Source organism: Citrobacter sp. CK181, from assembly GCF_030333595.1.
GTDB classification, from domain to species: domain Bacteria; phylum Pseudomonadota; class Gammaproteobacteria; order Enterobacterales; family Enterobacteriaceae; genus Citrobacter_B; species Citrobacter_B koseri.
On record NZ_JAOWFN010000016.1, the window covers coordinates 46,221 to 66,227 of the forward strand.

A 20,007-nucleotide genomic window follows, 5' to 3' on the forward strand; every position below is an offset into this window, starting at 1 on the left:
AAGTCGTTCCCTCAGGAAGGAAATGCGAGTGATTTCACCGTCACCGGCACAACCGATCCGCCAAAAAGAGGCGTACCAATGTCGATATAGTCCCCCGCCCGGACGCTCACTTCGTCAATGACCGCCAGCGGGTGTTGCTGTAACTGTGGGCGCAATAACATGCCCAGGGCTTTGCCAAAGTCCTGCTCGGCCACCACCAGCAGGGGATGCGGATTGGGAAAACGCGCGGTAAACGCCAGCAGCGCGTCGATGACCGTGAGTAATACCGCGTAGCGCACCGGAAGCCGGGCGGGAAGCGCCAGCACGTATGCGTCAGTGCCAGGGTCGAGATCGAGCTGAGTCAACGCCTGTTCCCAGGCGACCACCAGTTCGTTCTCATCTTGTGGAATCGCCACCGGCAGGTTGCGCAGCGGAAGCGCAACCCCCTCCAGCCAGATGGTGCTGCCGGACAGCGACAGCGTGTGCGCCCCCGCGCCAATCACCGTGGCGCGCACGGTTTGCGTCGGGAACTGCACGTTCATCTCACGCAGGCGCGGGTGCTCATGCAGCGCCGTCGCCAGCAGCGGGCCGACATCAGAAAAGCAGAACGGATCGGCAGGCTGATTGCGGTAGCACTCCCCAACGCCACCGGAAAGGGTGATCACCTCCGGTTTCACCCCTGCGGGCAGTAATCCGGTTTGCATCAGCGCCTGCGCCAGCGGCGAAGGCTCGCCGTCAATGATTTCGACAATCAAATCCGCCATCCGCCGCACAACCTGCGCCAACTGTGTGGCATTGAGCGAGCGGGCGTCAGTGCCCGCGCCGAACACCGCCTCAACGCTCATCTGCCCCGGTTTATGCGCATGCACCACCCGCCCCTGACCGTCCGTTTCCAGCAATCTGCCGCCCACGTTCAGACAGGCGGAGCCGCTCACTTTTCCGGCGTCAAACAGAACATAGTTCGAGGTGCCGCCGCCGATGTCGATATTGAGCACGCGACACAAACGCTGTTCAGACAGGGTCTGCGCCCCCGCGCCGTGCCCGGCAATCACCGATTCCAGATGCGGCCCGGCGCTGGCGACGACAAAATCGCCGAGAGACTGCGACAGCGCCATCACTGCCGGACGCGCATTGCGGGTTTTCGCGCTTTCGCCGGTAATGATGATCGCCCCGGAATCCACCGTCTCCGGCGCAATCCCCGCCGCCTGATACTGATCCAGAATCAGCGCCTTAAGTTCGGCCTCTTTCAATCCGCCCTGCTTATCCACAGGGGTAAAAAAGACCGGGCTTTGCCAGCTAATTTCACGTTTGATAAATTCGTAGCGCGGCACCTGCGACACTGCCGCACGGTTAACCAGCTCAAGGCGTGAGAAGATCACCTGAGTGGTGGTGGTGCCGATATCGATACCGACGCTCAGTAGCTGGCGAGTGTTCACGACTGTGCCTCCACTTCCGTTTCTGCCGGAACGTCTTCATCTTTGGGCACCAGCATCATCGCCACGCCAATCGCCGTCACACCGCCGATCAGCTTGCCGACAATCATCGGGAAGATCATCGCGTTCATGTTGGCGGCCGCAAAGCCTAAGTGGTCGCCCAGCGCAAAGGCAGCGGAGACCGCAAAGGCGCAGTTGATCACTTTGCCGCGGGTATCCATCTGTTTCATCATGCCGAACATCGGAATATTGTTCGCCAGCGTCGCGACCATGCCGCCTGCCGCCATATTGTTGATTTTTAACAGGCCGCCAACGCGCATCAGCGGTTTTTCAAACCAGCGGGTCAGCAGAAGCACCATCGGATAGGCGCCGAGCAGAACGCAGGAGATGGAGCCGATCACTTCAATGGCGCGCATCACTTCGCCAGGCTGGTCGCCAGGGGACATGAAGATCGGGTCGAGGCCTGGGATCAGCTCCCATCCCAGCAGGAATTTAATCACCGCAGCCGCCAGACCAATGGTGATCAACGCCACCAGGAATTTAGCGAAGATCTGGAAACCGCTGATCATTTTCTCCGGGATAAATTTCAGCCCCAGCGCAACCAGCACCGCGACGATGATCACCGGGATCATGTTCATCAGGATCAGCGCGAAGGTAAACTCCACTGGTTGCCCGTTGATCTCCACGCCGGAGTACATCGCCACTAAACCACCGGCGATACAGCCAATGGGAATGGTGACAATCCCCGCCAGCACGCCCAGCGCCAGGTAGCGGCGGTCAGACGGCTCGATAATGCCGAGCGCCACCGGAATGGAGAAGACGATCGTCGGCCCCATCATCGCTCCCAGGATCAGACCGGAGTACAGCCATGCCGCCACATCGCCGCCCGCCAGTTCTTTGGCGAGGAAGAAGCCGCCCATATCGCAGGCCAGCAGCGTTCCGGCGAACATCGACGGGTTCGCGCCGAGCATTTCATACAGCGGGATAATCACCGGCCCGAGCAGCTTCGCCAGCACCGGCGCCAGGGCGGTCATACCGACCATCGCCAGCCCCAGCGCGCCCATCGCCATAAAACCTTCTTCAAACTGACCGCCAGACCCCTCGATGCTCTTACCGAATTTACCGAGAAAACGCGCCGAACCGCCAAACTGCGACAGGATCCTGTCCACGGCGGCAATCAGCATAAAGAACATCATGATGTACATGATGATTTCATTAATTCCCATAGCCCTATCTCCATTTGCCAGGTGTTTCATAGGCCTGATAAGCGCAGCGCCATCAGGCAATAGTGCCGCGTTTTTGTCGGATGGCGGCGCGAACGCCTTATCGGGCCTACATCCTGGTATGCTTTATTGTGCCGCCGCGTACAGGTCGATAATCTGTTCCTGTGTGGCGGTTCGTGGGTTACTGCGAATACAAATATCTTCCAGCGCGCCTTGCGCCCACGCGCTGTAATGCGCGGACGTCGCGCCAACATCGGCGAGGCGTTTTGTCAGCCCGGTTTCAATAATCAGTTCGCTAACTGCGCCGATCGCGTCGCGATCGTCCGCTTTCTTGTTGAGTAACGCCCGACCGATATGGCTGAACCGTTCGCGACACACCATGCGGTTAAATCCCATCACCGTCGGCAGCAACATACTGTTCGCCTGGCCATGCGGAATATGCAGCGTCGCGCCCGGCTGGTGCGCCATCGCATGACACAGCCCCAGCCCCGCGCTGGAAAAGGCCATCCCCGCCATGCAGGACGCCAGCAGCATGTTTTCCCGCGCCGCCATGTCATGCCCGTTCCCCACCGCTTTCGGCAGCGACTTGCCGATCATCGCAATAGCGCCAATCGCCAGGCTGTCGGTAAACGGCGTGGCATTCAGAGCGCTATACGCCTCAACCGCATGGGTCAGCGCGTCAATCCCGGTCATCGCCGTTACGTGAGAAGGCACCCCTTCCGTCAGCGCCGCATCCAGAATGGCGACGTCCGGCATCAGCGAGGCATGCGCCAGAACCTGCTTGCGCCCGCTTACCGCATCAATAATCACCGTCACGTTGGTGGTTTCCGACCCCGTCCCCGCCGTCGTCGGCACGGCAATCAGCGGCAGACGCGGGCGCAGTACGCTCTGCGCCGTCATATCCGCCAGCGTCTGCCCTGGGTTGGTAAAGAGCAGCGCTACGGCTTTTGCCGCATCCAGCACCGAGCCGCCGCCAAACGCCACCACGCCGTCACATTTTGATTCGCGCAGCTGCGCGACCGCCGCGCAAACGTCAGTGATGGAAGGTTCTCCCACCGGGCAGGGCCAGATGCTCATCGCCACGCCTTTCATCGCCAGACTCCGTTCAAGCCCGGCGGTCATCCCTGCCTGATGCAGAAAACTGTCAACCATGACAAACAGATGCGTCAGCCCGCGCGTTTGCGCTTCCTGCCCGCAGGCGCTGAGCGCCCCCAGGCCGCACAGCGTGACGGGCGGAACGCTGAACGTTTTTATCCGTTGCAGATTCAGGGTATCGAATGCCTGAAAGAGCGCGGTCTGCAATTCACTTTGCATAGATCCCCTCCGCTTTTTCTTTCCCGCTGTTGGCAATCGCCAGCGGCGTCATAAACAGGCTGTGTTCAGGTAAATGCACCCGCAGTTCCGGGAAGCGTTTACGGAATAGCTCATCCACGCCCGGTTGCATACAGGAGCCGCCCGCCAGCCACAGATCGGCTATACCTTGCCCTTCGATATGCCGGGCAACAATCTCCGCCATCTTTTCGTATACCGGTTTTACCACCGGCCAAATCTCCCGGGCGTTGCTGCGCTTGAACTGCTCAGCGTCTTCCAGTTCGATGCGGCGGTTTCCGGCCAGCGTCAGGGAAATATGGTGTCCGCCGGTCGCTTCATCAGCGGAGTAAGTCACCTTGCCCTGCTTCACAATGGCGATCCCCGTCGTACCGCCGCCGATATCCACCACGCCCGCGTTATCCAGTCGCAGCAGATCCGCCACAGCGGTCGGCTCATCCAGCACATGACTGACCTCCAGCCCGGCGGATTCCAGAACATTGATGGAGATACGCGGGTCGGTGCCTGGCGGAAATGAGGTCGCCGCGTGGGTGAACTGGCAGCCAAGCTGGCGTTCGAGCGTGTCGAGATGGCGACGCACGATGGTGACGGCGCCGAAGAAGTCCCAGACGATGCCGTCACGCACGACGTCAGCCCAGTCCAGACAAACGGCGACTGGCTGCGCGTCGCGGTCGACAACCATCGACACCACATCGCACGTCCCTAAATCAATACCCAGCCACAGCGGCGAATCGCTGGCGACGGGATGCTGATTACACAGCTCAGCGGCTTTCTGGAGTCTCGGCGTCAGCCAACGTTGTTCATCGTGCGCCATCTCTTTTCTCCTTATAGACAGTCTGCTGGGCCGGTATCAGACGATGCGAAACGCATCCACCAACACGCAGCGACGCAGACGCACGAAGGTGCGCGCGCTGGTCACCCCTTCCCCGGTTGGCGTAGTAATGGTCATGGTGGTCCAGCCTTCGCCGCCCAGACCCAGCCCGGCGATGCACGGTCCGTTCTTGACGAAGATGCTGGTATCAATGGCGTTTGCCATCCGGTTCATGTTGTCGATGTTGCGCGAGTGCATCGCCGCCGTATGGTGGCAACCGCCTTCCAGCGTGACCGCCAGCTCAATGGCCTCTTCTACGTTGGCAACCCGCACCACCGGCAGTACCGGCATCATCAGTTCCGTGACCGCGAACGGGTGCGTGGCAGGCGTTTCCACAAACAGCAAGCGCGTTTGCTCCGGCACCGTCAGCCCAATCGCGGCGGCGATTTTGGCGGCGTCACGCCCAACCCAGTCGCGGCTGACCGTTCCTTTGCCACGCTCGTCGATATTTTTCAGCAATACCGGCTGAAGCTGTTCGGCCTGTGCGGCGGTGAGTTTCACCGCATGCTGCCCTTCCATCAGGCGCATCAGTTCATCGGCAACGCTATCGACAACAATCAGCACCTTCTCGTCGGCGCAAATGATGTTGTTATCGAAGGATGCGCCTTTGACGATGGACTGCGCGGCGCGCGCCAGGTCAGCGGTTTCATCCACCACCACCGGCGGGTTCCCGGCGCCTGCGGCAATCAGACGTTTGTTGGTGTGTTTACGCGCGGCCTCGACGACCGCTTCGCCGCCGGTCACCACCAGCAGGCCGATACCGGGATATTTAAAGAGGCGCTGGGCGGTTTCGATATCCGGGTTCGCAACGGTCACCAGCAGGTTAGCCGGGCCGCCAGCGGCAACAACCGCCTGGTTAAGCAGCGTAATGGCGCGCTGAGAAACCTTTTTCGCCGCCGGATGCGGCGCAAAGACCACGCTGTTGCCTGCGGCAATCAGGCTAATGGCGTTGTTAATCACGGTTGCCGCCGGATTGGTGGACGGCGTGACCGACGCCACAACCCCCCACGGCGCATTTTCAATTAAGGTCAGACCGTTATCGCCGGTCAGTACCTGCGGCGAGAGGCATTCCACGCCCGGCGTACCGCGCGCCTGCGCCACGTTTTTCGCTAATTTATCTTCGACGCGTCCCATGCCGGTTTCTGACACGGCAAGTTCCGCCAGTTCTCTGGCGTGCTTTTCACCCGCCTCACGTATCGCATGAATAGCGAGCTGGCGCATGGCCACGCTCTTCAGCCCCTGCTGAGCCACTTTCGCTGCGGCAACGGCGTCATCCAGGGAGGCAAAGACGCCCATTTCATGAACGGCGGCGGCAGGTTGACTGCTGTCTTTCATTTTCAGCAATACCGCTTTTACCACCTGTTCAATATCCTGTTGATTCATGATGTTCAGTCCTATTTATGGAAAACGACTTTCCCGCCAGCCACCACTTCATCGACAATACCAATCACGCACAGATCGACAGGTGAGGATTCGCTCCGATGCGCCTGGCGGGCAGAACTGCCGCTAACCAGCAGCACCCACTCCCCGGTTCCCGCCCCAATGCTGTCGATTGCAACGGCGCACTGCCCGTCGGGATTCCCTTCGGCATCAATCATTTTCACCATCAGCAATTTGTCATGCGCGAGTCCTTCATGGCGCACCGTACAAACAATTTGTCCTGTGACGACTGCCAGCTTCATACCCGCCTCCATGTGTTGTGTGTTGCGTGCCGAAACTATAGGCCGGATAAACGAGGCGCCATCCGGCATCGATGCCATCTCATTGCCGGATGGCGACGCGTTTGCGTCTTCTCCGGCCTACACGATCAGACGTAGCCATCCAGCTTAGATATTGCTGTCACCTTTGAAGCTGATCGGGAACACCTCTTCCAGATCGCCGTGCGGGCGCGGAATGACGTGTACGGAAACCAGTTCGCCAATGCGCTGCGCCGCTGCGGCGCCGGCATCAGTAGCGGCTTTGCACGCTGCCACATCGCCACGCACCATCGCGGTGACCAGACCGCCGCCAATCTGCTTCACGCCAACCAGTTTCACGCGTGCTGCTTTAACCATCGCATCAGAGGCCTCAATCAGTGCAACCAGGCCCCGGGTTTCAATCATTCCTAATGCTTCCATTGTGTTTTCCTCTTCGGTAAGGGGGTCCAGACGGGACCTTTATACAACCAGTGTTTGCGAGTCGTGTTCACGACTCACGTCAGTCTGGCGCGGCACTGCTGCCACCAACGCCAGTTCGATAATTTCCTGTACGCTACAGCCTCGGGAGAGATCGTGAAGCGGTGCGGCAAGCCCCTGAATCAGCGGCCCAACGGCGCGATATCCTCCCAGACGCTGGGCGATTTTGTAGCCAATGTTGCCCGCTTCCAGTGACGGAAAGACCATCACATTGGCTTTGCCCTGTAACGGACTGGCGGGCGCTTTTTGCGCGGCGACGTCCGGGACAAAAGCGGCGTCGAACTGCAACTCGCCGTCAACAATCAAATCCGGCGCGCGCTCACGAACGATCTCTGTCGCCTGCTGCACATTGGCGACATTGGGGTGACGCGCGCTGCCATGACTGGAGAACGACAGCATGGCGACCCGAGGCTCCTCTCCAGTAATGGTTCGCCAGGTCTGCGCGCTGGCGATGGCGATATCCGCCAGTTGCGCCGCCGTGGGTTGCGGCACCACGCTGCAATCGGCGAATCCCAGCGCCTGCCCGGTGTACTGCGGCAGCATCAGGAAGATCGACGACAGCGTTTTGCAGCCCGGCTGCAAACCGATCAGGCGTAGCCCTGCCCGTAGCACGTTCGCTGTCGAAGAGAGGTTGCCGGCAATGCACACATCGGCATGACCTGCGCTCACCATCGCGGCGGCGAACATCAGCGGGTCGTTCAGTTTTTCCAGCGCATCCGGCGGTGTTTTCTCTCCCGCCCGCGCCAGCCAGCGCCCGGCGAACACCTCGCGCATAGACAGATTGCTCTGTGGGTCAATCACCTGAATGCCATCCATCGCGATACGGTGAGTGAGCGCAAACTGGCGTAGCGCAAACGGGCTGGTGACAAGAACCGGTCGCGCCAGACCATGCCGTTGCAGATAGTGCGCCGCCTTCAGGACACGGACATCCAGCGCATCCGGGAAGACCACCCTGGCGGGCGCGCGTAAGGCCTGTTCGCGGCAACGTTCAATGATCATTGCTCCCCTCCCAGTCGCTGTTGAATCTGGCTGACGGTGAGCGGATGCTTCGTCACGCACAAAATCATCATCACGTAGACCGTACTGGAGAGGCGGTTCAACGCCTGTAGAAGATCCGGGCGCAGCACGTCAAAATTGCGGGTGATAAAGACCTGAGCGGCCACGACTTCCGTCTCACGCACTTTGGTACGCAGCAAATTCAGCAGCGCGGCATCGCGGCCGTGGCTGGCTTCCGGCACCAGATGATCGTGATCGAGATAGCGCAGCGGCTGATGGGACAGACGATGCAATTCGTCTTCGTTTAGCCCCACAATGGCCTGCGCGGCCAGCGGTTCATCCATCGCATCGGCACGCATGATGTTGCCCAGGCGGGAACGAATGTCAGCAAGCCAGGGTTGCCACTGCTCCGGCAACTCAATTTGCAGCCACACCACCAGCGCGATGGTGCTGTCCAGCGCGGCGCGAAATCCCAGGCGCGGATCGCTTTTCGCAACCATTTTGTCGGCGGTCAGGTGGGTCAGCGTATCGGGCTTTTTTGCCACCGGCTGGCGACACAGTTCGCAGCACGCCTTAGGGTGCGTATCGCTGCTGGTCAAACCGTGCACCGGCTGTAATTGCTGCTCATCGTCATCGACAAAAAGACGGCCTTGCTCATCCAGAAACTTGATGCGCAAATGGCGGCTTTCCAGCAATTCCCGGGCAGATGGCGTCAGGCGAGCGTCAGCGGGAAGATGGATCTCCGCCCCTTCGCTGAGCGTATGATTCGCTCTGAGCCATGCTTCGGTAATGAAATCCTTCATACATCCGCCTTAGCAGGACTGCCAGTTCGCAGGCCAGGCAACGTATAAGAAGCGCACGGTCGACGGTGTGCCAAACTCAATGCTGGAGCCTTTCGGGATAAACATCACGTCCCCGGCTTTCGCGATCATGGTTTCGCCTTCATGACGCACATGCAGTTCGCCCTCCAGTACCATATCGATCTCGTCGTAGTTCAGCGTCCACGGGAAAAACGCGTTATCCCACTGCATGAACCCGGCTGCCATGCTGCTGCCGTCCTTGTCGGTGACCAAATCCGTTAAGCCGACGCAGTGGGGCTGCGCGCCGTCGAAGCGACCAAACTTCACGCTGCTGCCGTCGATCACTTTTACGCCGCCCTTGCCAGTGACCGACTTAAAGCCCGGCTGCATGTCAGCCTGCTCCAGCGACTGTTTTTCCTTCATCACTTTGTCCATCAGTTGCGCGACCAGGCTTTCGGTAAATTGCCCTTCCGGCAGTTGCGCGATAATGGTTTCACGAATGCGCTGACTTTCGGTTTTCGCGTCTTCCACCGGCGCGACAGCCGGTGCCGATTCGTCGCATTCCACGATCGTGAAGTCCAGCAGTTCCGCAACTTCGCGGGCTTCCGGGGTAATGATGCTGGCGCGCAGAACAACCGACATTTCCTGTTCGCCGCGTGCGTGAGCCGCACGAATATCGTTAGCTGTGATGAGTTTCTTCACCTGCGCCTTCCTCCTGTTCGGTGAGTGCTGCCAGATAATCCACCAGGTGCTGCACACTTTGCGGGTCATGGCTGTTGAGCTCGAAAATCGGCTCCTGAAATCCCAGCCCGCTCAGTAGCTGTCGCGCGGCGGCGACGTCGGCATCCGGCATGTCCGTTTTGCTGATGACGGCGATGTGTCGTTTACTGGCGCCAATATCCAATAACCCGGCGGGTAAGCGACTTTCGCGGTCATTTGCCGCATGTACATAAATCAGCGTATCCACATCCTGTAGCGTGGTAATTAAGGCGTGATACCAGCGAGGATGGCTAAAATATTCTCCCGGCGTATCGATATCGCCGTTGTCATTAAATTCCACGGCTTGTGTTTTTCGGGCGAGGGAATAATTTCCCTGCAAGGCGTTAAAAAGCGTTGTTTTCCCCGCGCCAACGGTGCCGACAAACGCAATACGTTTCATTACCGCCCCCCAATTAACTTTTTGTTAATTCGCACAACGTGAAATTTAATAAGCGTCCCAGCCCGCTGACCGTTTGCAATAAGGCTTCCTCGACGGCGCCAACGGAGCCATAAATCACCAGCGCGCCGCTGAATCTATCGAGAAAACCGATATGAACATCGGCGGCTTTCATGGCTAAATCGCCCGCGATCATCGCCGTTTCCCCTGGCGTTAGCGTCATGATGCCGATGGCGCCCGCTTCGGGAACGCCGATCTTTTTCGCCAGTTCTTCACCCGGGTGGGCAATCAGATGCGCCAGCGTGACCTGTTTCCCCGGCACAAATTCCTGAATAATGCGTTCTTTATCCATTGCTCACCGCCTCCGCTGAAACTGACCTCATCGTGGCAATTTTTTGTCAGAGTAAATAACAAAATTCGGCAAGCAGATTTAAAAGGTGAAGTAGATCACTAAGAAAGGAGGAAATAAAAAAGCGCGGGGAACCCCGCGCCGGAATGAATTAAAGTGAAATTACAGTGGCTGCGTTTGCGCTTCGACCACCGCCAGCGCCACCATATTAACGATACGGCGAACAGAAGCGATCGGCGTTAATACATGCACCGGTTTGGCAACGCCCATCAATACCGGCCCTACCGTCACGCCTTCCGAGCTGGAGACACGCAGTAAGTTGTAACTAATACGCGCGGCCTCCACGTTAGGCATAATTAAAATATTCGCCGCCCCTTTCAGCGGGCTGTCCGGCATCCTGTCGTTGCGAATACTTTCAACCAGCGCGGCATCACCGTGCATTTCGCCGTCGATCATCAGCTCAGGCGCGCGCTCGCGTACTAACTCCAGCGTCTGACGCATTTTGCAAGCAGCGACAGACTTAGACGAACCAAAGTTGGAGTGCGACAACAGCGCCACCTTCGGCTCAATACCAAAGCGGCGCACCGTTTCCGCAGCCATTAACGTAATTTCCGCCAGTTGCTCCGGCGTCGGATCGTCATTGACATAGGTGTCGGCGATAAAGGTGTTGCCGCTCGGCAACAGCAAGGCGTTCATCGCCCCCGCCGCGTGGACGCCCTCACGGTAGCCAAACAGTTCCTGCACCACGCTGAAGTGTTCGTGGTATTCGCCGATGGTGCCGCAGATCATCGCATCCGCTTCACCGCGCAGAACCATGATCGCGCCAATCACCGTGGTATTGCTGATCACCGCCCGCTGCGCCTGTTCCTGCGTCACGCCACGGCGTTTCATGATCTTATAGTATTCACCCCAGTACTCTTTGAAGCGCGGATCGGATTCATTGTTAACGATCTCGAAATCCACACCCGATTTGATCTGTAGCCCCAGCTTCTGAATGCGCATTTCGATCACGCTCGGACGACCAATCAGGATCGGTTTCGCCAGACCTAACGTAATCAGCTCCTGCGTCGCATGCAGGACACGCGCCTCTTCCCCTTCCGCCAGCACCACGCGCTTCGGCGCTTTACGGGCCAGAGAGAAGATTGGCTTCATGAACAGGTTGGTTTTGTAGACAAATTCGGTCAGCTTATCGATGTAGGCATCGAAATCAGCGATCGGCCGCGTCGCCACGCCGGAGTCCATCGCCGCTTTCGCCACGGCAGGCGCAATCTTCACAATCAGGCGCGGGTCGAACGGTTTTGGAATGATGTATTCCGGGCCGAAGCTCAAATCCTGATCGCCATAGGCGGAAGCGACCACTTCACTTTGTTCGGCGTGCGCCAGTTCAGCAATGGCGTGTACCGCCGCCAGTTTCATCTCTTCGTTGATCGCGGTTGCGCCGACATCCAGCGCGCCACGGAAGATGAACGGGAAGCAGAGCACATTGTTGACCTGGTTCGGATAGTCGGAACGTCCGGTACAGATGATGGCGTCTGAACGCACCTCTTTCGCCAGCGGCGGCAGAATTTCCGGCTCCGGGTTCGCCAGCGCCAGGATCATCGGCGCACGCGCCATTTTTTTCACCATCTCCTGGGTCAGCACTTTCGGGCCGGAGCAGCCCAGGAAAATGTCCGCCCCGTCGATCACATCATCCAGCGTGCGTTTGCCGTCATCCACCACCGCATAGGCCGCTTTGGTCTCCACCATGTTGGGTTCGCGATCTTTATAGATAACGCCTTTCGAGTCACAGACCACGATATTGTGTTTCTGCATCCCCAACGCCACCAGCAGGTTCATACAGGCGATTGCCGCCGCCCCTGCCCCGGAAACCACCATCCGCACGTCAGAGATATTTTTTTCCACCACGCGCAGGCCGTTAAGAATCGCGGCGGTGCTGATAATCGCCGTTCCGTGCTGGTCATCATGGAATACCGGAATATTCATGCGCTCACGCAGTTTCTGCTCGATATAGAAACATTCAGGCGCTTTAATATCTTCGAGGTTAATCCCGCCGAACGTCGGCTCCAGCGCGGCAACGACATCAATGAATTTATCCGGGTTATGTTCATCGACTTCAATATCAAACACGTCGATGCCCGCGAATTTCTTAAACAGAACGCCCTTACCTTCCATTACTGGTTTACCGGCCAGCGCGCCGATGTTGCCCAGGCCGAGCACCGCCGTTCCGTTAGAGACCACCGCGACCAGATTGCCGCGAGCGGTGTATTTGTAAGCCGCCAGCGGGTCTTTTTCAATTTCAAGACACGGCGCCGCTACGCCAGGCGAATAGGCCAGCGCCAGATCGCGCTGTGTGGCAAGGGGCTTGGTCGGGGAAACCTGGATTTTACCTGGAACGGGAAATTCGTGGAAATCGAGGGCGCTTTGTTTTAATTGGTCATCCATCTTGTTGTTCCTTTCACGTATCGATCAAAAAAGTGGCGCGGGTAACCTCTGGTGCGCCGCACATTATCACCTCCCTGCGCGGCATAAACTTTGAAGGTAGCCATACTCTCACTACTCAAAGAAAGAATTTGTTATCAATTTATAGCATCCATGTTACCCGCTTAAACCCGCATTACCATGCCTGTCTGCTATGCTTTTTTGTTGTGTACTGCATGAATTTCTCAGAAGTGTGAATCAACGCACTCACCTAACGCTTTACTTTTCAAGGAGTATTTCCTATGAACCAGTTAGACGGCATCAAACAATTCACCACTGTCGTGGCAGACAGCGGCGATATCGAATCCATTCGCCATTATCAGCCTCAGGACGCCACCACCAATCCCTCGCTGCTGCTAAAAGCGGCTGGCCTTGCGCAATACAGCCATTTGATTGATGACGCGATCGCCTGGGGCAAGAAACGCGGTAAAACCCAGGAGCAGCAGGTCGCCGAGGCCAGCGATAAACTGGCCGTCAATTTCGGTGCGGAAATTCTGAAAATCGTCCCCGGACGGGTCTCTACGGAAGTGGACGCGCGCTTATCCTTCGATAAAGAAAAAAGTATGCAGAAGGCCCGCCACCTGGTTGATCTCTACCAGCAGCAGGGCGTGGAAAAATCGCGCATTTTAATTAAGCTCGCGTCAACCTGGGAAGGGATACGGGCGGCGGAAGAGCTGGAGAAAGAAGGCATCAACTGTAACCTGACGCTGCTGTTCTCTTTTGCACAGGCGCGCGCCTGCGCGGAAGCGGGCGTTTTTCTGGTTTCGCCGTTTGTCGGGCGTATCTATGACTGGTATCAGGCGCACAGCCCGATGGACCCCTACGTCGTGGAAGAAGATCCGGGGGTGAAATCGGTACGTAATATCTATGACTACTTCAAACGTCACCGCTACGAAACCATCGTCATGGGGGCCAGTTTCCGTCGCACCGAGCAAATCCTGGCGCTGACAGGCTGCGACCGCCTGACCATTTCTCCCAACCTACTGAAAGCGCTACAAGAAAAAGAAGAGCTGGTGATCCGCAAACTGGTGCCGTCATCGCAGACGTTCCATCGCCCGACCCCGATGACCGAAGCGGAATTCCGCTGGGAACATAATCAGGACGCGATGGCCGTTGAGAAACTGTCGGAAGGTATCCGCCTGTTCGCCGTTGACCAACGCAAACTGGAAGACCTGCTCGCCGCCAAACTGTAAACCTTGCCACGGAGTGATTTATGTCCCGAAAAGACCTTGCCAATGCCATTCGTGCGCTCAGTATGGATGCCGTACAAAAAGCCAATTCCGGTCATCCCGGCGCGCCAATGGGCATGGCGGATATTGCTGAAGTGTTGTGGAATGATTTTCTCCGCCACAACCCGACCGACCCCACCTGGTATGACCGCGATCGCTTTATTCTTTCCAACGGCCACGCGTCAATGCTGCTCTACAGCCTGCTGCACCTGACCGGCTACGATCTGCCAATCGAGGAGCTGAAAAACTTCCGTCAGCTCCATTCAAAAACGCCGGGACACCCGGAAATCGGCTATACGCCAGGCGTTGAAACCACCACCGGGCCATTGGGTCAGGGACTGGCGAACGCCGTCGGCCTGGCGATTGCCGAACGCACGCTGGCCGCGCAGTTTAATCAGCCCGATCATGACATCGTCGATCACTACACGTATGTCTTTATGGGCGATGGCTGCCTGATGGAGGGGATTTCGCACGAAGTCTGCTCGCTGGCGGGTACGCTGGGGCTGGGCAAGCTAATCGGCTTCTACGATCACAACGGCATCTCAATTGATGGCGAAACCGAAGGCTGGTTTACCGACGATACCGCCAAACGGTTCGAAGCGTATCACTGGCATGTAGTGCATGAAATCGACGGACACGATCCCGAAGCCGTGAAGAAAGCGATTCTTGAAGCGCAGAGTGTAAAAGACAAACCGTCGTTGATTATTTGCCGGACGGTAATCGGCTTCGGCTCACCGAATAAAGCTGGGAAAGAGGAGTCTCACGGCGCAGCGCTGGGAGAAGAAGAGGTGGCGCTGACCCGCCAGAAACTGGGCTGGCATCACCCTGCTTTTGAGATCCCGAAAGAGATTTACCGAGCCTGGGATGCGCGTGAAAAAGGTGAAAAAGCGCAGCAGGCATGGCAGGAGAAGTTCGCAGCGTATCAGAAAGCATATCCCGATCTGGCAAGAACGTTTACCCGACGAATGCGCGGCGAGTTGCCAGAGTCCTGGGAAACCACGACGCGAAAATACATTGCTGAATTGCAGGCCAACCCGGCCAAAATCGCCACCCGCAAGGCATCGCAAAATACGCTGAACGCCTACGGCCCAATACTGCCGGAACTGCTCGGCGGCTCGGCGGATCTCGCGCCCAGTAACCTGACTATCTGGAAAGGTTCGACGTCGCTGAAAGAAGATCCGGCCGGGAATTACATTCACTACGGCGTGCGCGAATTTGGTATGACGGCCATTGCCAACGGCATTGCCCACCACGGCGGATTTGTGCCTTACACCGCGACCTTCCTGATGTTTGTGGAATACGCCCGTAACGCGGCGCGAATGGCGGCGTTGATGAAAGCCCGGCAGATCATGGTTTATACCCACGACTCCATCGGGCTGGGTGAAGATGGGCCGACGCACCAGGCCGTGGAGCAGCTGGCCAGCCTGCGTCTGACGCCAAATTTCAGCACCTGGCGTCCGTGCGATCAGGTTGAGGCGGCAGTCGGCTGGAAGCTGGCGGTTGAGCGCCATACCGGCCCGACGGCGCTGATTCTCTCAAGGCAGAATCTGGCGCAGGTGGAGCGTACCCCGGAGCAGGTGAAGGAGATCGCCCGTGGTGGTTATGTGCTGAAAGACAGCGGCGGTAAGCCGGATGTGATCCTGATTGCCACCGGGTCTGAAATGGAAATCACCCTGCTGGCGGCGGAAAAGCTGACCGGAGAAGGCCATAACGTCCGGGTGGTGTCCCTGCCTTCGACGGATATTTTTGATGCTCAGGATGAGGCGTATCGCGAATCCGTGCTGCCGTCGAACGTTGCCGCTCGCGTGGCGATTGAGGCGGGCATTGCCGACTACTGGTACAAATATGTCGGGCTGAAAGGCGCGATTGTCGGGATGACGGGATATGGCGAATCGGCCCCGGCCGAAAAACTGTTCCCTTATTTCGGCTTTACGGTCGAGAATATCGTCGAAAAAGCGCATAAGGTGCTTAAAGCGTAAAAATGGATGAGTGGGTCGGAAGCCGGATGGCGACGCGATGCGTCTTATCCGGCCTACAAAACAGTCCGTAGGCCCGGTAAGCGTTAGCGCCACCGGGCGCCCCTAACGTGTGATCCACAACGTGGGCCAGGCATCTGGCCCATGCCAGTTATCGCAGCTTGGCTCTTCGGCATAACGCACCAAACGAAAACGCTGGCCGTCAAAACGCCAGCGCGTCTGGATACCGCAATCGGCCAACCCACGCCCTTTTGCCAGCGTGATTAATTCCCGGGATTTCTCGTCAAAAACCGCGTTCATCAGCTCCATATCATTGCTTTCAGCCCCGGAGTTAAAGGGTAAACGCAACCGTACGGCGCGGGAGGCGAATGGTTTTTTGCGTGAGACAATCCACGCGAGATCGACCGTATTATAGGCTCCGGCTTCGCAACCGGTCATCAGCAGGGCTTTGTCATCGGTCAGGGCCGCGACGCGCACTTCCCGGCGCATCGGGTCAAGCGAGCAGTGAATACTGTTCATCCGCCAGTTACCGTAATCCAGCAGATCGTTGCGTTCATCATAAGAGAGCGGCGTCGGCGTTGGGTTGACGATAGCCACGCCTTTCAGCGCTGGCGCGGGCGGCACGCTGAGCGGTGGATCATTCCCTTTATCAATCCACGCCGTTTCGCTGCCAACGCGTTTTTGCTGTGCGTCGATAAACAACAGCGCAGCTTTAAGCCCCACCAGAGAAATCGTCTGTTTTCCCTTTTTCAGAGTAATCGCCTGGGCTTCCTGAATGGTCTGTAAAAACGCGGCAATGGTGGCGGTGTCGTCCGTCATCAGATGCCAGGGCGTGATACGCCATTGCCCGGCATTTAGCGGCAGCGGTTTTTCATCCAGCAGCAGACGCGGCGCAATCTCCGCCTCTTTCGCACCGGGCGAGGTCAGCCCCCCCAAATCAATGCGAAGTACCGCATCGGTATGCGCCCCGGCGCTGCGGCTTAAGGTCATCACCAGCCCGCGATGTTCGCCGGTATTACGCGCCACGCAAAAATTCTGATTGTTACAGGTGACCTGCCAGTCAGAAAAAGTCTGCTGCGCTGGCGCCGCCCACGTCAGCGACGTCGGCAGCAGGCCGAGCAGGAAAACGAAAATAACGCGATTGCGCATGGACGGTACAACCCCAGAAGAAAAACGAAACGGCTTTAGGCGGTATCTTCCTTGCGCGACTCCTGTGGCTCAATCAGATTTGTCGGATAGCGGCATCATTATGTAAAGAAATATAAACCTTATTTATCAATCCATTAGCGAGGAAGAATGCAAATAATTGAGCAATAACACGGTCTTACCGTCTCGTATCTCACCGGTTTTGATCATCGCCAGCGCCTGTGTTAATGGCAGTTCCAGTACCTCAATATCTTCATCTTCCACACCGCCGCCTGCGTTTGCCCGCTGACTGTCGCTGTATTCTGCAATGAAGAAGTGAATCAGTTCCGTCACGCCGCCAGGCGACATGTATAACTCAAACAGTTTACGCACCTCACCCACTTCATAGCCGGTCTCTTCAATCGCTTCTTTGCGAATGCACGCTTCCGGCTCGTCGTTATCCAGCAGCCCGGCGCAGGTTTCTATCAACTGGCCGCTTTCATTGCCGTTCACCCAGGTGGCAACGCGAAACTGGCGGATGAGCACCACGGTTTGTTTTTCGCGGTTATACAGCAGGATCGTTGCGCCATTGCCGCGATCGTAAACCTCGCGCTTATGGCGAATCACATCGCCATTTTTACGGGTCAGATCGTAGGTAATATTGCGCAGGATAAAGTAGTTATCAGAGAGAACTTTGTCTTTGATGAGAGTAATTTTTTGCGACATACCGGCTCCACAGCGTAAGAAGACAGGTAATCTTACGCCGCAAGGCCGGTTTTGTCTGCGCGCTATCATGCTGCTCGCGCCGAATGGAGACTTATCCGGTTTGCATGATCCCCAGCCACTGAATAATCCCCTGCGCGGCGTGACGCCCTTCCGCCATCGCCGTCACCACCAGATCGGCGCCGCGCACGGCGTCACCGCCCGCGAAGATTTTAGGATTACTGGTCTGGTAACGGAACGCGCTTTCGACATTTGCCGCAATGCGCCCCCAGTCGTCCACTTTCACACCGTGCGCTTCCAGCCACGGCATACCATGCGGATGAAAACCAAACGCCATAATTACCGCATCAGCGGGCATGACAAACTCGCTGCCCGCGATGGGCATCGGGCGGCGACGCCCCTGCGCATCGGGTTCGCCAAGCTGAGTACGTAAAAAACGCACGCCGCTGACGCAACCGTCGGCATTCAGCACCAGTTCAACCGGCTGTACGTTAAATTCAAAGTGCGCCCCCTCTTCCCGTGCGTTTTTTACCTCTTTTTTCGACCCCGGCATATTCGCCTCGTCGCGACGATATGCGCAGGTCACCTGGCTTGCGCCATGACGCAGCGCGGTACGCACGCAGTCCATCGCGGTATCGCCGCCGCCCAGCACCACAACATTAAGCCCGGCGGTGTCGATAAAAGGTTCGTCAGGCAATTCATCCAGCCCCATAACCTGTTTCGTGTTGGCAATCAGGAACGGCAGCGCATCATATACGCCCGGCGCATCTTCATTTGGCAGGTCGGCCTTCATGGAACGGTATGTGCCGACGCCGACAAAAACCGCATCGTACTCATCCAGCAGCGACGCCAGTCTGACGTCTTTGCCGACTTCGCAGTTCAGTTCAAAATGAATTCCCATCGCGCTGAAGATTTCGCGACGGCGCGCCAGCAGTGATTTATCCAGCTTAAAAGAGGGAATGCCAAAGGTCAGCAGGCCGCCAATTTCAGGGTGGCGATCGAACACGGTCGTGCTCACGCCATGACGCGCCAGCACATCTGCGCAGGCCAGCCCGGCCGGGCCCGCGCCAATAATCGCCACACGTTTATCCTGCTGCTGAACGCCGCTCAGGTCTGGCCGCCAGCCTTTGTCCAGCGCCCGGTCGGAAATGTAGCGTTCAATATTGCCGATCGTCACCGCGCCATACTCATCGCGCACCGTACAGGCGCCTTCGCACAGCCTGTCCTGCGGGCATACGCGCCCGGTAATTTCCGGCAGGCAGTTAGTCTGGTGCGACAGCGCCACCGCATCGTCAATGTTTCCCGCTTTTACCAGCTCAATCCACTGCGGAATATGGTTGTGCAGCGGACACGTCCACTCGCAGATACTGTGTTCACCGCACTTCAGGCAACGGGCCGCTTCGCGTTCAGCCTGCGCGGTACGAAACGGCAGGTAGATTTCATCAAAGCTGGTTTTTCGCGCGTCAATCGCCAGCTTATCCGGCTCGCCGCGTGGGGGCGTCGCCCGCATCTGTTCAACTTTATTGAGCGCATAAGGAGTGACTCCCGTCGCACAGGCATGCCAGGGCTGATTTTCCTGACGCGCGGTGCGCAGACGCCGCGCTTTCGACAGCCGGGTCAGCGACGCCTCCGTTACCAGCTGCAACGCATCTGCCGGGCAGTTTTCAACACAGGCCGGGCCGTCTTCGCGATCCAGACACAAATCGCATTTGTGCGCTGTGGCTTTGACCTGATCCTGACCTGTTGGTGTAAGGATTATCTGCATTGTGCCGAAGGGACAGGCAACCACGCAGGATTTACAGCCGATACATTTTTGCTGGTTGACCTGAACGCTGTCTTTGACATGACGGATTGCGCCATTTGGGCAACTCCGGGCGCAAGGCGCATCCTCGCAGTGGTGGCAGGTTACCGCGCTGCGCTGATGCTGATGTTTGATCACCGTAATTCGGGGCTGAAAATGCCGCTGGTGCAGTACGTGTTGCTCATCATTGTGGGCCATTACGCAAGCGACCTCACAGGCATGGCATCCCAGGCACTGTTGGCTATTGGCCATAATAAAACGATTCATGGCGTCCTTCTGTTTTGGTGGCAAAAACCTTATTCTTTATATGAATGTTATTAACCGACGCCGAAGGGGTCGGCAATGTTCATTTGCCCAGGACGCAC

General features: G+C 57.6%; 18 protein-coding genes. 2 read left to right on the forward strand and 16 right to left on the reverse strand.

All coding sequences use genetic code 11. From position 1 onward, the window contains the following. Positions 1-11: 11 nt before the first annotated feature. From eutA to maeB, 13 genes are all read right to left on the reverse strand, one after another. Positions 12-1,415, reverse strand: coding sequence for an ethanolamine ammonia-lyase reactivating factor EutA (gene eutA / locus OGW17_RS20640; RefSeq protein ID WP_071258041.1), 1,404 nt, complete (start codon positions 1,413-1,415; stop codon positions 12-14). Beyond that, positions 1,412-2,638, reverse strand: a complete 1,227-nt coding sequence (eutH, locus tag OGW17_RS20645) for an ethanolamine utilization protein EutH (RefSeq protein WP_047462122.1) — start codon at positions 2,636-2,638, stop codon at positions 1,412-1,414. The genes eutA and eutH overlap by 4 nt, the downstream gene beginning before the upstream one ends. 123 nt (positions 2,639-2,761) lie before the next feature. Next, complete coding sequence (eutG, locus tag OGW17_RS20650) at positions 2,762-3,949, reverse strand: ethanolamine utilization ethanol dehydrogenase EutG (RefSeq protein WP_012131334.1); 1,188 nt, start codon at positions 3,947-3,949, stop codon at positions 2,762-2,764. Further along, the gene (gene eutJ / locus OGW17_RS20655; protein WP_012131333.1) at positions 3,939-4,778 is read right to left on the reverse strand and encodes an ethanolamine utilization protein EutJ; all 840 of its coding nucleotides are present in this window, start codon (positions 4,776-4,778) and stop codon (positions 3,939-3,941) included. The genes eutG and eutJ overlap by 11 nt, the downstream gene beginning before the upstream one ends. A gap of 36 nt (positions 4,779-4,814) precedes the next feature. After that, positions 4,815-6,218, reverse strand: coding sequence for an aldehyde dehydrogenase family protein (locus OGW17_RS20660; protein WP_012131332.1), 1,404 nt, complete (start codon positions 6,216-6,218; stop codon positions 4,815-4,817). Between the two features lie 11 nt (positions 6,219-6,229). Then, entirely contained in the window at positions 6,230-6,517 is a 288-nt protein-coding gene (gene eutN / locus OGW17_RS20665) for an ethanolamine utilization microcompartment protein EutN (protein ID WP_024130131.1), read from the reverse strand. A 144-nt stretch (positions 6,518-6,661) separates the two neighbouring features. Continuing rightward, positions 6,662-6,952: an ethanolamine utilization microcompartment protein EutM gene (eutM, locus tag OGW17_RS20670; RefSeq protein WP_000387720.1), complete on the reverse strand. Its 291-nt coding sequence runs from the start codon at positions 6,950-6,952 to the stop codon at positions 6,662-6,664. 39 nt (positions 6,953-6,991) lie between these two features. After that, entirely contained in the window at positions 6,992-8,008 is a 1,017-nt protein-coding gene (pta, locus tag OGW17_RS20675; protein WP_012131330.1) for a phosphate acetyltransferase, read from the reverse strand. After that, positions 8,005-8,808 carry an ethanolamine utilization cob(I)yrinic acid a,c-diamide adenosyltransferase EutT gene (gene eutT / locus OGW17_RS20680; RefSeq protein WP_012131329.1) on the reverse strand — a complete coding sequence of 268 codons (804 nt, stop codon included), beginning with the start codon at positions 8,806-8,808 and terminating at the stop codon, positions 8,005-8,007. Before eutT ends, pta begins: the two co-directional genes overlap by 4 nt. Positions 8,809-8,817: 9 nt before the next feature. After that, positions 8,818-9,507 carry an ethanolamine utilization acetate kinase EutQ gene (gene eutQ, locus OGW17_RS20685; RefSeq protein ID WP_012131328.1) on the reverse strand — a complete coding sequence of 230 codons (690 nt, stop codon included), beginning with the start codon at positions 9,505-9,507 and terminating at the stop codon, positions 8,818-8,820. Continuing rightward, on the reverse strand, positions 9,485-9,964 hold the full coding sequence (gene eutP / locus OGW17_RS20690; protein ID WP_012131327.1) for an ethanolamine utilization acetate kinase EutP: 480 nt from the start codon (positions 9,962-9,964) through the stop codon (positions 9,485-9,487). Before eutP ends, eutQ begins: the two co-directional genes overlap by 23 nt. A 13-nt stretch (positions 9,965-9,977) precedes the next feature. Then, complete coding sequence (eutS, locus tag OGW17_RS20695) at positions 9,978-10,313, reverse strand: ethanolamine utilization microcompartment protein EutS (protein ID WP_012131326.1); 336 nt, start codon at positions 10,311-10,313, stop codon at positions 9,978-9,980. A gap of 159 nt (positions 10,314-10,472) precedes the next feature. Beyond that, positions 10,473-12,752 carry an NADP-dependent oxaloacetate-decarboxylating malate dehydrogenase gene (maeB, locus tag OGW17_RS20700; protein WP_012131325.1) on the reverse strand — a complete coding sequence of 760 codons (2,280 nt, stop codon included), beginning with the start codon at positions 12,750-12,752 and terminating at the stop codon, positions 10,473-10,475. 278 nt (positions 12,753-13,030) lie between these two features. Here maeB and tal point away from each other — a divergent pair, with 278 nt between their 5' ends. After that, entirely contained in the window at positions 13,031-13,981 is a 951-nt protein-coding gene (gene tal / locus OGW17_RS20705) for a transaldolase (RefSeq protein WP_047462108.1), read from the forward strand. Positions 13,982-14,001: 20 nt separating this feature from the next. Beyond that, entirely contained in the window at positions 14,002-15,996 is a 1,995-nt protein-coding gene (gene tkt, locus OGW17_RS20710) for a transketolase (RefSeq protein ID WP_058667858.1), read from the forward strand. 102 nt (positions 15,997-16,098) lie between these two features. Here the strand turns inward: tkt and OGW17_RS20715 are convergent, their stop codons facing one another. The 3 genes from OGW17_RS20715 to aegA all read right to left on the reverse strand — a co-directional run bounded on the left by OGW17_RS20715 (position 16,099) and on the right by aegA (position 19,909). Then, a complete protein-coding gene (locus OGW17_RS20715) occupies positions 16,099-17,142 on the reverse strand; it encodes a DUF1176 domain-containing protein (RefSeq protein WP_058667861.1) in 1,044 nt (347 codons plus the stop codon). 126 nt (positions 17,143-17,268) lie between these two features. Beyond that, positions 17,269-17,844 (reverse strand): GDP-mannose pyrophosphatase NudK, encoded by a 576-nt coding sequence (gene nudK / locus OGW17_RS20720; RefSeq protein ID WP_049009707.1) that lies wholly within the window; start codon positions 17,842-17,844, stop codon positions 17,269-17,271. Between the two features lie 91 nt (positions 17,845-17,935). After that, positions 17,936-19,909, reverse strand: coding sequence for a formate-dependent uric acid utilization protein AegA (gene aegA, locus OGW17_RS20725; protein WP_071258043.1), 1,974 nt, complete (start codon positions 19,907-19,909; stop codon positions 17,936-17,938). Between the last annotated feature and the right edge of the window lie 98 nt (positions 19,910-20,007).

Coding starts and splice junctions, on each gene's coding strand:
- eutH (WP_047462122.1), bottom strand. CDS start 2,638: ATGGGAATTAATGAAATCATCATGTACATCATGATGTTCTTTATGCTG.
- eutG (WP_012131334.1), bottom strand. CDS start 3,949: ATGCAAAGTGAATTGCAGACCGCGCTCTTTCAGGCATTCGATACCCTG.
- eutJ (WP_012131333.1), bottom strand. CDS start 4,778: ATGGCGCACGATGAACAACGTTGGCTGACGCCGAGACTCCAGAAAGCC.
- OGW17_RS20660 (WP_012131332.1), bottom strand. CDS start 6,218: ATGAATCAACAGGATATTGAACAGGTGGTAAAAGCGGTATTGCTGAAA.
- eutN (WP_024130131.1), bottom strand. CDS start 6,517: ATGAAGCTGGCAGTCGTCACAGGACAAATTGTTTGTACGGTGCGCCAT.
- eutM (WP_000387720.1), bottom strand. CDS start 6,952: ATGGAAGCATTAGGAATGATTGAAACCCGGGGCCTGGTTGCACTGATT.
- pta (WP_012131330.1), bottom strand. CDS start 8,008: ATGATCATTGAACGTTGCCGCGAACAGGCCTTACGCGCGCCCGCCAGG.
- eutT (WP_012131329.1), bottom strand. CDS start 8,808: ATGAAGGATTTCATTACCGAAGCATGGCTCAGAGCGAATCATACGCTC.
- eutP (WP_012131327.1), bottom strand. CDS start 9,964: ATGAAACGTATTGCGTTTGTCGGCACCGTTGGCGCGGGGAAAACAACG.
- eutS (WP_012131326.1), bottom strand. CDS start 10,313: ATGGATAAAGAACGCATTATTCAGGAATTTGTGCCGGGGAAACAGGTC.
- maeB (WP_012131325.1), bottom strand. CDS start 12,752: ATGGATGACCAATTAAAACAAAGCGCCCTCGATTTCCACGAATTTCCC.
- tal (WP_047462108.1), top strand. CDS start 13,031: ATGAACCAGTTAGACGGCATCAAACAATTCACCACTGTCGTGGCAGAC.
- tkt (WP_058667858.1), top strand. CDS start 14,002: ATGTCCCGAAAAGACCTTGCCAATGCCATTCGTGCGCTCAGTATGGAT.
- OGW17_RS20715 (WP_058667861.1), bottom strand. CDS start 17,142: ATGCGCAATCGCGTTATTTTCGTTTTCCTGCTCGGCCTGCTGCCGACG.
- nudK (WP_049009707.1), bottom strand. CDS start 17,844: ATGTCGCAAAAAATTACTCTCATCAAAGACAAAGTTCTCTCTGATAAC.
- aegA (WP_071258043.1), bottom strand. CDS start 19,909: ATGAATCGTTTTATTATGGCCAATAGCCAACAGTGCCTGGGATGCCAT.